The organism is Mesorhizobium sp. P2_D6 (genome assembly GCF_056404315.1).
The window spans coordinates 326351-342147 of record NZ_JBFUEG010000007.1 but is presented as its reverse complement, the minus strand read 5'-3'; the positions used below and the strand labels follow the sequence as shown (position 1 = coordinate 342147).

The window sequence follows — 15797 nt, the reverse complement described above, 5'->3', positions numbered from 1 at the left end:
GCCCTTTCGCTCGACGATTTTTACGTCGTGATGCGTGTCGTTCCTCCGAACCTAGGGGTCGGGGCAACACGCACCGAAGATAGCCCGTGAAGCATCGCTTCACGAGTCTTTCAAACGGTCATAGCGGAAAAAGGCGGCGAAAGCAGCTGAATTTTGACCGCATGGTCAAAAGTCGATGCGAAAGAGTGGCACCGAGGCGCCGGCAGTTCTCAGCCGACGAAAGCGCGCTCGACGACGAAAGTCGAGGGATGGCTGAGCGAGCCTTCATGGAAGCCGAGGCTTTCAGCCAGTTCCTTGACGTCCTTCAGCATGTGCATCGAGCCGCAGATCATGATGCGGTCCGTCTCCGGATTGAGCTTCTCGATGCCGAGGTCGGCGTAGAACTTGCCGGAGCCGATCAGCGCAGTGATGCGGCCCATGCGCGCCGATTCCTCGCGGGTCGTCGAGTTGTAAAGGGTGACGCGGCCGCCGGTCAGCTCACCGATCAGCGGATCGTTCTCGAGCCCCGCCACCAGTTCCTGGCCATAGACCAGTTCGGCATTATCGCGGCAGGTATGGGTGAGGATGAGCTCGTCGAACTTGTCGTAGGTGTCGGGATCGCGCAGCAGGCTGGCGAAGGGAGCAATGCCGGTGCCGGTCGAAATCATGAACAGGCGCTTGGCCGGGGTCAGCGCGTCGACGACCAGTGTGCCGGTCGACTTCTGGCGCATGATGACCGTGTCGCCGACCTGGATCTTCTGCAGTTCGGAGGTCAGCGGGCCGTCCGGCACCTTGATCGAGAAGAATTCCAGCTCTTCATCCCAGGCCGGGCTTGCCACCGAGTAGGCGCGGTACACGGGCTTCTCGGCATTGGGCAGGCCGATCATGACGAACTCGCCGGAGCGGAAGCGCAGCGACTGCGGACGGGTGATGCGGAACGAGAACAGGCGGTCGGTGTAGTGCTTCACCGAGACGACGGTTTCGGCGTAGACATTGGCCGGAATCGGGAACTGCAGCGGACGGGCGCCGGCCGTGTTGAATGCGGATGTGGTGTTCATCAAATCCAACTCTGTCTTGCCCGCCACGTATGCGGGCGCCAAACCATTTCCTGCGCGCCCGGACCATTCAGGTCCCGGCGTGCCGTTCACACACTCCAAAGCGGTAAGCCCTTGTGTCCGAAATTTATTAGTATACAAACGATATTTGTGTCAAGATACCGCGCTAAAACAGCTTTCCAAACTGCGGCGAATTCGTAGTCCTGCCATTTCGGGTTTCGACAATGAAAGAGAATTTTTCGGTGCAGCAACCGGATTCCCTGGGTAACGTCGTTGCCGGCATCGATGTCGGCGGCACCTTCACCGACCTCATTTTGATCGACGGCAAGGACGGCGGGCGAGTGCATATCGCCAAGACGCCGACCACGGTCGACAACCAGGCTTTCGGCGTGGTTTCAGCGCTTGGCGTCACCGGCTTTGCCATAGACGGCATCGACCTCATCGTACATGGCACGACCACCACCACCAATGCGGTGCTGGAACGCCGGCTGGCGAAAACCGGCATGATCACCACAAGGGGATTTCGCGATGTGATCGAGCTTGGCCGCCGCACACGGCCACAGCCCTATGGCATGACCGGCAGCTTCGTGCCGATCATCCCGCGCGACCTCAGGCTCGAAGTGTCGGAGCGTGTCGAGGCATCGGGCGCGGTGCGCACGCCGCTCGACGAGCCGGAGATGCGCGCGGCGGTGAGGGCGCTGATCGCGGCCGGCTGCGAATCCCTGGTCATCCATTTCCTGCACTCCTATGCCAACCCCAGGCATGAGCGGCGCGCTGCCGAAATTGCCGCCGAGCTCTGGCCGAATGGCTACATCACCACCGGCCATGCGCTGCTGTCGGAAGCACGCGAATTCGAGCGCGGCGTGACCGCCGCGGTCAACGCCTCGGTGCAGCCGATCCTCGAACGCTATGTCGAGCGGCTGCGCAAGGAGTTGGCGGCCAAAGGTTATGCCCGCGACTTCCTGATCATGAACGGCAATGGCGGCATGATCTCGGCCCGCTTCGTCACCAGGGAATCGGCCAAGACCGTCATGTCCGGTCCCGCGTCCGGGGTGATCGCCGCCGCCTATACGGGCAAGCGCGCCGGCTTCGAGAATCTGGTCACCTACGACATGGGCGGGACCTCGACCGACGTGGCGCTGATCCGCAATGCGGAGCCTGCTGTCTCGAACGAGATCGAGATCGAATATGCGATGCCGATCCATGTGCCGATGGTGGCAGTGCATACGGTGGGCGCCGGCGGCGGCTCGATCGCCCGCGTCGATGCGGCCGGGCTGATCCAGATCGGCCCCGAAAGTGCCGGCGCCAATCCCGGCCCGATCTGTTACGGCCGCGGCGGCGCCGAGCCGACCATCACCGATGCCAATCTGGTGCTCGGGCGGCTGGCGCCGAAAAAGCTGCTGGCGGTCGAGAATCCGGTCACCGTCGAGCGCGTCACCGGTATCTTCGAAGACAAAATCGGCAAGGCCACCGGGCTCTCCGGCGTCGAGGCGGCGGGCGCAATCCTGCGGCTCGGCAACATGAAAATGGCCGGCGCCATCCGCATGGTCTCGGTGTCGCGCGGCCATGATCCGCGCGATTTCGCGCTGTTCGCCTTCGGCGGCGCCGGACCGTTGCACGCCTCCGCGCTGGCGCGCGAACTCGGCCTGCCTCGCGTGCTGGTGCCGGCGCGCCCGGGCATCACCAATGCGCTAGGCTGCGTCGTCGCCGATTTGCGCCACGACTTCGTCAACACCATCAACCAGCCGGTGGCTGTGCTCGATGAAACTCAGCTCCATATGGTATTGGAACGGCACCGAAACGAAGGCGAAGAGCTGATCGGCAAGGAAGCGGTGAAGCCGGAGACGATCCGTGTCACCCATTCCGCCGACATGCAGTTTGTCGGCCAGACCCACATCATCAACGTGGCGTTGCCGTCGTCCTCGGTGACCCGGAGCGAGCTGCAGGCGCTGTTCGAAAAGGCCTATTTCGCCCGCTTCAAGGTCGAATTGCCGGAAATCCGCGCCAATCTGGTCAACCTCAACACCTCGGTGACCGGCGTGCGGCCGGCGATCGACCTATCGCGACTGATCGACCCGGCCGGACGCGCCAAGACGCTTGACGAGGCGCGGCGTGAGACAAGGCCAGTCTGGTACGCCGGCCGCTGGCACGACACGCCTGTCTACGCACGTGAAAAACTGCCGCTCGATGCCGTCATCGAGGGGCCGGCGATCCTCGAACAGATGGACGCCACCACGGTGCTTGAACCCGGCGACCGGGCACGTTCGGACGCCGACGGCAACATCATCATCGACATCGGCGAGGCCTGAGATGCAAAAGCTCGACGCCATAACGCTTTCGGTCCTCCAGGCAGCCTTGCAGCAGGTCTGCGACGAGATGGACCTGACCTTCTCGCGCGCAGCCTTCTCGCCTGTCATCGCCGAGGCCAATGATCGTTCCGACGGCATTTATTCGGCCGTCGACGGTTCGCTGATCGCGCAAGGCAGCCAGGGCCTGCCGGTGTTCGTCGGTGTCATGCAGTACTCGACCAAGACGGTGATCGAGATGATCGCCGACGGCCGCTGCCTGGCCCCCGAACCCGGCGACATCTACATCGTCAACGACCCCTATCTCGGCGGCACGCATCTGATGGATGTGCGTTTCGCCATGCCGGTCTATCGCAACGGCAAGATATTTTGCTGGCTATCGAACACCGGCCATTGGCCCGATATTGGCGGCTCGGTGCCGGGCGGCTTCTCCGCTTCGGCCACGGCAGTCGAGCAGGAAGGACTGCGGCTGCCGCCAGTAAAACTGTTCAAGAAAGGCATGCTCGACACGGAAATCTACGCCATCATTTGCTCCAACATCCGCGTTGCCGACCAGCGCATCGGCGATATCCGGGCGCAGGCCGCGGCACTGTTGATCGGCCAGGACCGGCTCAACGGAATCCTGGATCGTTACGGTGACGAAACTGTTGTCGAAGCGATTGCCGAACTGCGTCGCCGCGCCGCCGAACAGATGCGTGCCAACATCTCCGCCATTCCCGACGGCACCTATCGCTCGACCGCCTTTGTCGACTCGGACGGCGTGGTCAACGAGCCGCTGACCATCGCGCTTGCGGTGGAGAAAAAGGGCGACACGCTGACCTTCGATTTTACCGGCTCATCGAAGCCTTGCGCCGGACCTATGAACAGCGTGCTGGCGACGACGCTGTCCTCGGTCTATCTCGCCATGCGCCATATTTTCCCTGATGTGCCGATCAGCGCCGGGGCTTTCGAACCGCTGATCGTCAAGCGGCCGGAGGGCACTTTCCTCGATGCCAAATATCCCCGACCGGTTTCAGGCTGCGCGGCGGAAGTGTCACAGCGCATTGCCGAGGCAGTGTTCGCGGCGATGGTGCAGGCGTTGCCGGAGAAAGTGACGGCAGCACCTGCCGGCTCCAGCGGCAATTTCGCGCTTGGCGGCAACGATCCGGCCCGCGGCCGCGACTATGTGATGTACCAGATCTCCGGCGGCGGCTATGGCGGCAATTCAGGCCATGACGGCCTGACCAATGGTTGCTCGACCATTGGTATCTCCAAATCGCCGCCGGTCGAGATCATGGAGCAGGCGTTTCCGGTGCTCTATCGCCACTATGCCCTGCGCGAAGGCTCGGGCGGCGCCGGCAAGCAGCGCGGCGGTTTTGGCCTTGCCTATGAGGTCGAGATATTGCGCGGCGAGGCACGCGCCTCCTTCGTCATGGACCATGGCCGTTTCGGCCCGCAGGGCGCGCTCGGCGGCAAGGACGGCGCGGTGAACACGGTGACCGTGTTTCGCGGCGGCGAGGAACATGTGCCGCCGCATCTGTCCAAGGAGCAGGACATTGCGCTCAAGGCCGGCGACCGCGTGCGCGTCGGCACGCCGGGCGGCGGCGGCTATGGCGATCCCTTCCAGCGCGATCCGAAACTGGTCGCCGAGGATGTCCGGCTTGGCTACTATACGGCAGAGCAAGCCAAGGACCTGTTCGGGGCCAAATGAACTCGACGGCCTTGGGCGGCGTCGAGCGCCTATCCAATCATCAGGTCTGCAGTTTCGCCTTGAGGGCGTCGGCGAATTTCTGCGCGATCTTCTTGAAGCCGGCGGGATCGGGATGCAGCTCGTTGGCCCAGTCGGCCACCTTCAGCGTTCCCTGCGTGTCGACCAGGTGAAAATTGTTGCTGGGATCGTCGGCCAGACGCTTCACCACATCCCGGAATGCCGCCAGGGCCGCGTGAACGATGACCGTGCCCTTGGCCACCGACCAGTTGCAGAAATCGAGCGACGGCTTCAGCCACGGACCGGCGCAGGATGGATGCGCGCCGTTCGGAATTGGAAAATCGTAGCAATGGCCGAAAATCGGCACGCCAGGCGCGACGCGGTCGCGCAGAGCGAACAAATCGAGATAGCAGGCCTCGACCATGCCCAGCGCCTTGGCGAAGCGGTCCTTGTTCAGCCCGACGGCATGGCCGTCGTTGAAGTCGAGGAAGATGCAGAACTGGTCGCCGGCAATGTCGTTGCCGCCGGCCGAGAACAGGATGGCGTCGGGCTTGCCGTCCAGCCAGTTCGCCTTGTTGCGCAAGGCTGAAATCATCCGGTGCTGCTTGGGCAGCGACATCTCGTCGGTCGCCGCATCGCCATGATGAGCGAGGTTGAGGATCGTCGGCGGCATCGAGCCGATCCGACGCAGCTGCGCGATCACATCGGTGTCGACAAAGGGAAACCCGTTGCCGGTCAGCGGATAGTCGAACCAGGAATCGCCCTGCGCCAGCATCACCAGCGGGCGGTTGGCGACGGCGGCCTCGAGATTGCCGGCACTTTCCCTTGCGGCTTCAAGACGCTCGATGTTGGCCTGGTGAACCTTGACGCGCTTGGCGATGTCTTCGTCGATGCGCCGTTGCGCGGCTTCCTGCACGAATTCCTGCTGGTCCATCGAGGCCCTCCCATGACCGCCACAAGGGCTGAACTGCCTGTCTCAATTCAGCATCTGCCCGCGCACATCATCAATATGTAATTTACCTCACAGTCAGGGCAGCCGCCGCGCCGTGATCGCCGCAGAGCATGTCGTTTCCGTCTCCGCCGCGCATCGCAAAGACCGTAGACTTCTATCTTGTTTTTGCGCAATTCCTGGGGGGAAACCGCCCACACTTTCCCTGGAATTGCTTTAGTCAACGGGGAACCAGAACATGCGTCTTTTCAGTCGTTTCGTGCTTGCCGCTTCCACCGCTCTGCTGCTTGCCACCGGTGCTGCCTCTGCCGAGAAACTCAGGATCGGCACGGAGGGTGCCTATTCGCCCTTCAACTATGCCAATTCGGACGGCACACTGGGCGGCTTCGACATCGATCTCGGCAAGGCGCTGTGCGCCGAAATGAAGGCCGAGTGCGAGTTCTCCGTGCAGGATTTCGATGGCTCCATTCCGGCGCTGCAGGCCGGCAAGTTCGATGCCATCATCAACATCACCATCACGCCGGAGCGCGCCGAGAAGGTCGAGTTTACCCACAAATATTACCAGACGCCGCCGGCCATCGCCGTGCCGAAGGATTCGACCATCGCCGGCACGTCGCCGGACGATCTGAAAGGCAAGGTGCTGGGCGTGCAGAGCGCCACCATCCACCAGAATTTCGCCGAGAAGAAATACTCCGGCTCGACCGTCAAGGCCTATCCGACCGGCGACGATGCCCGCACCGACATGGCCAATGGCCGGCTCGACGCGATGATGGACGGCTCGATCATCCTGACCGAATGGCTGAAGAAGCCGGACGGCGCCTGCTGCAAGCTGCTCGGCACGCTGACTGCCGACCCGGCCATTCACGGGCCGGGCGTCGGCATTGCCCTGCAGAAGGGCAACAAGGAACTGGCCGACAAGTTCAACGCCGCGATCGACGCGCTGCGCGCCAACGGCAAGTACAAGGAAATCAACGATAAATATTTCTCGTTCGACGTCTATGGGAGTTAATCCGCTTCACCGATCCGACCTCGGCAGTGTTACCAAGCGCTGCCGTTTTCATGAATGACGGAGAACTTTCTTGGTTGAGCGGCGGTCCCCTTTTTACAACAGCATCGTCGGCCTGGGCGCGACCATGGGCCGGGTCGGCGGCGAGTTCGTCTCGGCCAAATATTATTCCGGCATCGCCGACGAGCACCTGAACACGCGCAAGAATGTCGGCGTGCAGGATCTCAGCACCATGGGCAAGATGGACATCAAGGGGCCGGAGGCCGAGGCCCTGGTCAACCATATCATCGTCAACGATGCCGCCGCCATGAAGCCGGGTCAGGTGCGCTATTCCACCGTCTGCCGCGACGATGGCGGCATCATGGACGACCTCACCGTGTTCCGGCTGGCGCCGGAGCATTTCATGCTGGTGACCGGCTCGGTCAACCGGCTGAAGATGCTGCCCTGGCTTCAGCAGCATGCTGAGGGCCGAAAAGCCTATGTCACGGATATCACCGCGGCTGTCGCTTTCCCGACCATACAGGGGCCGCGATCACGCGCGCTTCTGCAGGCACTGGTTTCGGATGCCGATCTCGACGGACTGAAACGCTGGGCGTTCACTTCAGGGCGCGTCGGTGAGACCAAGGTCCTGATCTCGCGCACGGGAGTGACCGGCGAGCTCGGCTTCGAACTCTTCGTGCCAGCTGATGAGGCGACCTCGGCCTGGGACGCGCTGATGCGAACCGGCGGCGATTTTGGCCTGAAACCTTACGGCGTACTGGCGATGCTCACGCTTGGGCTGGAGAAGGCCTATCCGGCGCATGGCATCGACATGGACGAGACCCGCACGCCATTCCATGTCGGACTCGATCGCTGGATCAAATTCGACAAGGGCGATTTCATCGGCCGCGACGCACTGCTCAAGATCCGTGACAAGGGGCTCGACGAGCGCTGGACCGGGCTGATCCTCGACGGCGACAGGCCGGCGGCGACGGATGCCAGAGTGTTGGCCGATGGCGAGGATGTTGGCGTGGTCACCTACAGCGATCACGGCTATTCCCTGGGCAAGGTGCTGGCGACGGCGCATCTGCGGCTGCCGTTCACCGCCATCGGCACCGAACTCAGCATCGACATTGACGGCAAGCCGATCCGCGCGGAGGTGGCGCCGATGCCGTTCTTCGATCCAGAAGGCGCGCGGCTGCGCGCTTGAAATTTCCTTGTTGGACGCAATTCCCAAGGGAAAGCGCTACGCGCTTCTCCCGGGAAAACCGCTTCGCACTTTTGCTGGAATTGCTTAGGCGAGTTTCGCCAGCAGCCGCATAAAGGTAGCCGCCTCCTTGGAGGTCAGCGGCGCCAGCGTTTCCTGGGTGATGGCGCGTGCCAGCGGGATCAGCCGTTCGATCGCCTCGCGTCCCTCAGGCGTCAGATTGACCAGCAGCCGCCTTTTATCGACCTCATGCTTGGTGAGATCGACCAGGCCGCGCGCTTTCAGCCGGTCGATCACGCCCTTGACCGTCGCCGCATCCATGGCGATCAGCGTGCCGAGCTGGTTCTGCGAGGTCTCGCCGACATCGTGCAGCTTGGCGAGCGCCGCGAATTGCGGCGGCGTCAGGTCGCCGATCTGCGAGGCAAAGATCGAGACATGGCGCTGATGCGCCTTGCGCAGGATGAAGCCGACCTGCTCCTGCAGGCGATAATCATGATCGTCAGGCTCTTCGGCCTCGACCAGCTTGAGCTCACCGCCGCTCATCGCAAGCCGTCCCAGGCCTTGATGTCGCCAACCGCCAGGCCGCCCATGCGATCATGCACGCGCGGACCGCAGCTCATGGCGAGGCAGAACAGGATTTCGTCGGGACGCGGCCCGTCGCTGAGGCCGACTTCCATGGCGTCGAAATGGCTGCGCACATAGGCGGCGTTGGTGTGACCAAGCGGTACGTCCAGCCGCGAGCCGAAGGCGCCGACCTTGGTTGCCGACGGCACGATCGCCTTGGCGTCGCCGAGCCGCTCGCGCATGGCGTAGCCGCCCGGCACATGCCACAGCGCGCCATGCTCGAGTTCACCCGCTGAGCCGACAATGGTGCCCTTGCCGTAGGCGTCGATCTGTTTGATGTCGCCGCCCAATGCGGCGATGAGCTTGTCCGTGAGCAGCAGCCCGAGCGGCTTCAGATCGTCCATGGCGCTCTGCAGTTCTTCCACGTAACGGCCGGCGAACGGATTCTTGACCAGCGCCACGGCGGCGGCGCGGCGGCGCGGCGCGGCTGCGACCGGCCCGCCATCGTGAAAGATCTCTTCGGTCAGAACCGCAATCTTGCGGATCGGAAACTCAGGCATGGGCAATTTCCTTCCCTGGACTTTTGTTGGGCGCGGCAAGCGCCATGGAACCACTGATGCGGGTCTCACCGCCAAGAAACAGCGCCGATGCGGCAATCAGGCCGCGCCGGCGAAAATCTTCGGCGACGGCAAGGCCATTGTCCAGCGCCCGCGCCACCTCGCCAAATGCAAGCGTGCCGACCGCTTGTGTCACCAGCCGCGCGCCGAGATCGCTGTCCGGCGCAAGATCCTGTGCCGGAATGCGCTTGATGGCTGGATTGCCGGGCAGGTCGACGGCGTTGGCAATGAGCGTCGCCGCCGCATCGGCCTCGGCGCCGGTGCGCGCCAGCACAGTGACGGCATCGGCAATGCCCAGCGAAAACGAGCGGCCGCGCCAGCCGCTGGTGGCGACGCCGCGCACACCGTCTGCTGAGCCAATGGTAATGCGGTCGGCCATGCCGTTGCCGGCAATCGCAAGGTTCATCGACCGGCCCCTGCCGATATGGAGAGCGCTGTCGCCGCCATTGTTGACATAGGCTCGATCGAGCTTGCGACCGGCCAGCAGCGCCGCCAGCATTTCGTCGGCTACCGACCCGGCAACAGCGGCCATCGGTGTTATGAAGCATTCCGCCAAGGGTATGACGGCTGCTTCCATGCGGCGCGCCGTCGGGCCGGCGAAGGTGCGCGGCGCCAGGAAAAATGCCGGCAGCCGCAGTTCGGGCAGCTCCTCGACCAACTCGATCAGGATCGTCTGAAAGCGCGCGACCGCCTGGTCGTAGGCGGCACGACACTCATCCACCTCGCCGAAGGCCTCGACGATCAGGTCGATCGGTCCGTGGTTGAGATGCAGCCGCTTGCCGTCCTGCAGCCAGGTTACTTGCGGGCCTTGCATCACCCGGCCCCGTTCGAACCGGCGCGGCGTAACTGCGCCAGCGGCGGCCAAGGATTTTGGGCCGCGGCGCCTGTGCCGCGGCGCGGATTGAGGTATTCGCCGCCCTTGGCGACGATGTCGTCGACGCTGCGGATTTCGGCCTCATAGCCGCCCAGCCTGACATAGTCGTCGCGACGCAGCGTGAATTCGATCGGCGCCACCAGCGCCGGCGTCGGCACATAGCCGAAGGCGCCTTCCGGCACCCGGGTAACATCGACCATCAGCGTGATGCCGCCGCCCGGCCAGACATAGACCGGCGCGCCGCCGACCGTCACATAGGTCTTCAGGCCTTGCACCGAGCGGGTGAGATTGACCGGGTTTTCGGTGACGCCGGCGCGCAGCGATCCGCCGGCGCCGCCGATGAACAGCACGGTGCAGAGCGCCGGCTCACAATTGTCCTCGATCAGCCCGACCGATTTTTGCAGCCGTTCCGGGAAGGGCTTTTCGACCGGCTTCAATTCGTCGTCGAGTTCGTAGTAGGCAAACTGCTCGCCGGTGGTCGAGACCATCAGCAGCGACAGGCCGGGACGCGCGCCCTTCTTGGCGTTCCACTCGCCAAGGATCGACAGCGGGTCGGAAATCGAGGTGCCGCCCCAGCCAAGGCCGGGCTCGGAGACCTTGAAATAGCGGCCGGGCGTCGAACGGCGGCCGATGATCTTGATGCCGGTATCCTGCCAACCCAGCACCTTGCCGGCCTGATGTTCCGAGACGACGCCGGTGATGTGGTCGTCGACCACCACCACCTCGTCGACGAGACCCCGCCATTGCGTGGCGAACATGCCGATGGTGGCAGAGCCGCAACCGACCCGCATGCGGTGTTCCTGCTTGCCGTCGATGACAGGTGGTTTGCCGGCTTCGACGATGATGGTGGCGCCGCCGTCGATGGTCAGTTCGACCGGCTTGCGGTTGCACAGATTGAGCATCGCGTCACAGGTGGCGCGTCCCTCCGACTTGGAGCCGCCGGTCAGATGATGCACGCCGCCGAGCGACAGCATCTGCGAGCCATATTCGCCTGTGGTGACATGGCCGATCGCTTCGCCTTGCGAACGCACGATTGCCGTTTCGGGGCCGAGATGGCGGTCGGTGTCGATCTTCACCTTGACGCCGCAATACGAAAAAATGCCCTCGGTGACGACGGTGACGAGATCGACGCCTTCGACTTCCTGGCTGACGATGAACGGCGCCGGCTTGTAGTCGGGATAGGTGGTGCCGGCGCCTATTGCGGTGACGAAGCGACGGCCGGTGTTGACCAGTTCGCCGTCCCATTCTTCACCTTCGGCCGTGAACGGCACGACAGCGCCGCCGCTCTCGGCCGCGTGATCGAGAATGGTCAGCGGGTCCATGCGCACGATGCGGCCGCCCGAATTGCCGTAGCGGTCGCAGGCGCCGGTGCGCCCATCGGCGATGTAGCACATGACCGGACAGGCATCGCAGCGGATCTTTTCCGCCACCAGCTTTTCGCCGGGATCATGGGTTTCGAAGCGTTCGGCAAGCTCGCTCATGCGCGTGCCTCCTTGTCGCGGATCGCGGCGCGGACGCGAGTCGGCGTCGCCGGAACCTTGGTGATGAGAACGCCAGTGGCGTTGCGGATGGCGTTGAGGATCGCGGGCGCGGTCGGGATCAGCACATGCTCGCCCAGGCCCTTGGCGCCGAACGGCCCTTCGGGATCTGGAACCTCGATCAATGTGTGCTCGATCTCAGGCACGTCGCCGATGGTCGGGATGAGATAGTCGTGCAAATTCTCGGTACGGCCGGGGATGTATTCCTCCATCAGCGCCATGCCGATGCCTTGCGCGATGCCGCCTTCGATCTGGCCTTCGACCAGCAGCGGGTTGATCGCCTTGCCGACATCGTGCGCGGCGGTGATCTTGATCAGCTTCACCGTACCCAACTTGAGATCGACCTCGAGTTCGGCGATCTGCGCGCCATAGCCATAGAGCGCGTAGGGCTTGCCCTGGCCCTTGGCATCGAGCGGCAGCGTCGGCGGGTCGTAGGTTTCCTCGGCGCGGAAGACAAAACCGTCAGCATCGACATCCAGGGTGGCGAGATCGATGCGGCGGGTGGCTTCACCCTCGCGGATGACGATCGCCGGACCGTCCAATTGCAGGGCCGCGTTGCCCGAGACATTGGCAAAGCGCAGGATTTTTTCGCGCAAGGCGCGCCCGGACTTTTCGGCCGCCTTGCCGGTCACAAAAGTCTGGCGCGAGGCCGATGTTTTGCCGGCGTCCGGGCTGATCGCGGTGTCGGCGCTCTTCAGCCGGAATCGTTCCAGCGGCAGGCCGAGCGCGTCGGCGCAGATCTGGGTGATGACGGTGTTGGAGCCCTGGCCGATATCGACTGCGCCCTGATGCAGGATGACCTCGCCTAGGGGTGAGATACCGACCCTGATGGTCGATGGGTTGGGCAGCGAAGTGTTGCCGCAGCCATACCAGCAGGCGGCGATGCCGACGCCGCGCTTTTTGCCCGTATGGGAGGAATTGAATGTGTCTGCATCGGCCGAAGCGCGCGCCCAGTGCGGCCGCAAGGCGTCGAGGCACTCGAAAATACCGACGCCCGACTCGAGTCTCTGTCCGGTAACCGTTTCGGATCCGTTCCGAAGGCAGTTTTTCAGGCGAAAATCGAGCCGGTCCATACCGAGCTTGCCGGCGAGCTCGTCATAGAGCGTCTCCTGCATGATCGTCGCTTGCGGCACGCCAAAGCCACGGAAGGCGCCGGAGATCGGGCCATGGGTGTGAATGGCGCGACCCTCGGCGCGATAGTTCGGCGTCGCATAAGGGCCGGACGCATGCACCGGCACACGGTTGGCAACGGTCGGCCCCCAACTGGCATAGGCGCCAGTGTTGTAATCGCCAGTGAAGACCATGCCGGTAACGTGGCCGTCGGCATCCACCCCGATGGTCGCCTTCATCTCGGAGGGGTGGCGCTTGGTGGTCGACATCATGGATTCGTTGCGGGTGTAGGTGAGCGCCGCCGGGCGGCCGGTCTTCAGCGCAACGAGGCCGATAAGAGGCTGCAGCGAAACGTCGAGTTTCGAGCCAAAGCCGCCGCCGGTCGCGGTCGGCACGATGCGGACCTTGTCGACGGCAAGGCCAAGCACTTTGGCCGTGTCGTCACGGTCCATGTAAGGCGCCTGGGTACAGGCGACGACGACCAGCGTGTCGCCATCCACGTAGGCATAGCCTGCTTCCGGTTCGATATAGGCGTGCTCGACATAGGACGTTTCGATGGCGCCGGACGCGGTGAAGGCAGCGCCGGCAAGAGCGGCCTCGGGGTCGCCGCGCTCGACAAAGCCCTTGGTCAAAAGATTGTCCGGGCGGTTCGCGTGGATCAGCGCCGCACCATCGGCCTGCGCGTCACCCGGCAGCAGAAAATGCGGCAATTCGGTCCAGCGGACCGGGAAATCACTGAGGTCAAGATCGAGCATCGCCTCGCGCTCGCCGGCGACCAGCGCCACAGCCTCGCCGCGCAGGCGAGCAAAGCCTTCGGCCAGCGCCGGCTGATCGGCAAATGGACCGATGACGCCAAAACAGTTTTTGCCTGGAATATCGGCGGCGGTGAAGACACCGACGATGCCGGGATGCTTCTTCACCCAGCCGTCGAGATCGCCGAACGCGAAGCCGGCGTGATAGTGCGGCGAACGGACCACCAGCACAGCCAGCGCATCGGTGGGGAAAGAATCACCGCCGAACTTTTCGCCGCCGGTGACTTTTGGCACGCCGTCGAGCCGAACTGGAGAGGCACCTACGGCATTCCCTGAACTCGGCATCTTACGGTCAAGGCCGAGGTCGAACGAATGAGGTTGGCGCTGCCCCTCACCCTTACCCTCTCCCCGTGAAGAACGGGGAGAGGGGGTCGCCAGCGCCGGAACTTGTCCCTTCTCCCCGTCACTATACGGGGAGAAGGTGCCGGCAGGCGGATGAGGGGTAGCGCCGTCGGTCGACGTCTGGAACCGCCCTGCATCCATCACCGCCGCGATGATCTTCCTGTAGCCGGTGCAGCGGCAGAGGATGCCGCCCAGCGCATCCTGCACCTCGGTCTCTGTCGGGTTCGGCCTGCTGTCGAGCAACGCGGTCGCCGCGACCAGCAGCGCCGGCGTGCAGATGCCGCATTGCGCCGCGCCATGCGCCAGGAAAGACGCCTGCAGCGCCGACAGGCGGCCATTGGCGAGGCCTTCGACGGTCGTCACCGATGTCCCGGCCGCGGAGGCCGCCGGCATCAGGCAGGCACAGACGGCGTCACCGTCGACCAGCACCGTGCAGGCGCCGCAATCGCCGGCATCGCAACCGACCTTGGTGCCAGTCAGCTGCAATTCGTCGCGCAGAACCTGCGAGAGCCGGCGCAGCGGCGGCACATTGACCGAGACGGCGGCGCCATTGACGGCGAAAGCGATATCCGCACGCTCGAGGCCGAAGCCCGGCACGAGGTCGGGCAGAGCTTCTATCGCCTCAGACCGAACCTGGCTCATGCCGCCACCATGCTGTTGTCGTTCGTCAGACCGCAGGCTCCCAGCACGGCGCGGGCGACAAGCTCGCGTGCCGCATCGAGCCGGTATTCGGCGCTGCCGCGCACGTCGGCGATCGGCGACAGCTCGGCCATCAGCGCGGACAGGACCGCATCGGCGAGTGCCGGGCCGGCAGGTTTGCCGCGCAGCACAGCTTCGACACCGGCGAGCCGCGCGGCGACAGCCGAACAGGAGCCGACGGAAACGGCCGCTTCCGTGACTATACCGTTGTCGACGACAAGGCGCGCCGCCACCATGGCGATGGAGATGACGAGATAACGCCGCGCACCAAGCTTGACAAAGGCTGAGCTGCCGGCGGAAGCGCGCTTCGGAATGCGGATGGCGGTGACCAGTTCGCCGGGCAGCAAGGCCGTGCGGCGGTTGCCGAGAATGAACCCCTGCAGCGGCAGATGACGCGTCGCTGCGACTGAGCGCAGTTCGACCTCGGCGTCCAGCACCAGCAATCCCGGCACGCCGTCAGCAGCCGGCGAGGCGTTGCAGAGATTGCCGGCGATGGAGGCGACATTCTGTATCTGCAGCGAGCCGACCTCACGCGCGGCCTGCTTCAGCGCATCGAACGCCGCCGGCAAGGGATGGCGGACCAGATCGGTCCAGGTGGTACGGGCGCCCAAAACCCAATGGCTCTCGGTCTCGGCGATGCCGCGCAGGCAAGCCAGGCCATTGATGTCGAGAACATTGTCGCGGAAGGGCTTAGCGCCTTGCGCCGGATAGAAATCGGTGCCGCCGGCAAGCACGCGCCAGGCGCCCTCGCCAAGCAGAGCGAGCGCCTCGTCCAGGGTGGTGGGTTTCGCGTAACGGATCACGCCTGCCTTCCCAAGAAATGGGCCTTCCCAAAAAGTGGGGTCTTCCCGAAACCTCGCGAGTATTCGATCTGGCCAAATTCATTCGTATGCAAATGATATCAAGCTGGCGGGAATTGTCAAAGCCGGAGTTTGAGGGAAGCTGGTCGCCACGCATTTGTTACGGCTCCAGAGGTTGACGCAGGCCGCCATCTGGTCAAGTTTCTGCATCCGGTCGCATCCGCGGCGTTTTTCACTCGATCCCCGCTCGAGACGAAGAAAGAGGAGAGGCGC

12 protein-coding genes are annotated in these 15797 nt (G+C 63.9%); 4 read left to right on the top strand and 8 right to left on the bottom strand.

The genetic code is table 11. The features are described 5' to 3' along the window. Positions 1 to 209 precede the first annotated feature (209 nt). On the bottom strand, positions 210 to 1037 hold the full coding sequence (locus AC1D1L_RS17900; protein ID WP_477342817.1) for a ferredoxin--NADP reductase: 828 nt from the start codon (positions 1035 to 1037) through the stop codon (positions 210 to 212). Between the two features lie 221 nt (positions 1038 to 1258). Between AC1D1L_RS17900 and AC1D1L_RS17895 the strand changes: the two genes are divergently transcribed. Then, positions 1259 to 3343, top strand: a complete 2085-nt coding sequence (locus AC1D1L_RS17895; RefSeq protein ID WP_477342816.1) for a hydantoinase/oxoprolinase family protein — start codon at positions 1259 to 1261, stop codon at positions 3341 to 3343. A gap of 1 nt (position 3344) precedes the next feature. Then, positions 3345 to 5030: a hydantoinase B/oxoprolinase family protein gene (locus AC1D1L_RS17890; RefSeq protein WP_477342815.1), complete on the top strand. Its 1686-nt coding sequence runs from the start codon at positions 3345 to 3347 to the stop codon at positions 5028 to 5030. 40 nt (positions 5031 to 5070) lie between these two features. Here AC1D1L_RS17890 and AC1D1L_RS17885 read toward each other — a convergent pair whose 3' ends face one another. Further along, a complete protein-coding gene (locus AC1D1L_RS17885; protein ID WP_477342814.1) occupies positions 5071 to 5961 on the bottom strand; it encodes an SGNH/GDSL hydrolase family protein in 891 nt (296 codons plus the stop codon). 253 nt (positions 5962 to 6214) lie between these two features. Between AC1D1L_RS17885 and AC1D1L_RS17880 the strand changes: the two genes are divergently transcribed. Then, positions 6215 to 6985, top strand: coding sequence for an ABC transporter substrate-binding protein (locus AC1D1L_RS17880; protein WP_477342813.1), 771 nt, complete (start codon positions 6215 to 6217; stop codon positions 6983 to 6985). 70 nt (positions 6986 to 7055) lie between these two features. Next, on the top strand, positions 7056 to 8171 hold the full coding sequence (locus AC1D1L_RS17875; RefSeq protein WP_477342812.1) for an aminomethyl transferase family protein: 1116 nt from the start codon (positions 7056 to 7058) through the stop codon (positions 8169 to 8171). Between the two features lie 84 nt (positions 8172 to 8255). Here AC1D1L_RS17875 and AC1D1L_RS17870 read toward each other — a convergent pair whose 3' ends face one another. Genes AC1D1L_RS17870 through AC1D1L_RS17845 form a run of 6 tightly spaced genes read right to left on the bottom strand, consistent with a single transcriptional unit; the run spans position 8256 to position 15527 of the window. Beyond that, a complete protein-coding gene (locus AC1D1L_RS17870) occupies positions 8256 to 8711 on the bottom strand; it encodes a MarR family transcriptional regulator (protein ID WP_112563664.1) in 456 nt (151 codons plus the stop codon). Beyond that, on the bottom strand, positions 8708 to 9292 hold the full coding sequence (locus AC1D1L_RS17865; RefSeq protein ID WP_112563662.1) for an amino acid synthesis family protein: 585 nt from the start codon (positions 9290 to 9292) through the stop codon (positions 8708 to 8710). Before AC1D1L_RS17865 ends, AC1D1L_RS17870 begins: the two co-directional genes overlap by 4 nt. Further along, positions 9285 to 10163: a UPF0280 family protein gene (locus tag AC1D1L_RS17860; RefSeq protein ID WP_477342811.1), complete on the bottom strand. Its 879-nt coding sequence runs from the start codon at positions 10161 to 10163 to the stop codon at positions 9285 to 9287. Before AC1D1L_RS17860 ends, AC1D1L_RS17865 begins: the two co-directional genes overlap by 8 nt. Then, entirely contained in the window at positions 10163 to 11704 is a 1542-nt protein-coding gene (locus AC1D1L_RS17855; protein WP_477342810.1) for a 6-hydroxynicotinate reductase, read from the bottom strand. Before AC1D1L_RS17855 ends, AC1D1L_RS17860 begins: the two co-directional genes overlap by 1 nt. Beyond that, complete coding sequence (locus AC1D1L_RS17850) at positions 11701 to 14667, bottom strand: molybdopterin-dependent oxidoreductase (RefSeq protein ID WP_477342809.1); 2967 nt, start codon at positions 14665 to 14667, stop codon at positions 11701 to 11703. The genes AC1D1L_RS17855 and AC1D1L_RS17850 overlap by 4 nt, the downstream gene beginning before the upstream one ends. Further along, positions 14664 to 15527: an FAD binding domain-containing protein gene (locus AC1D1L_RS17845; RefSeq protein WP_477342808.1), complete on the bottom strand. Its 864-nt coding sequence runs from the start codon at positions 15525 to 15527 to the stop codon at positions 14664 to 14666. The genes AC1D1L_RS17850 and AC1D1L_RS17845 overlap by 4 nt, the downstream gene beginning before the upstream one ends. Positions 15528 to 15797: the final 270 nt, after the last annotated feature.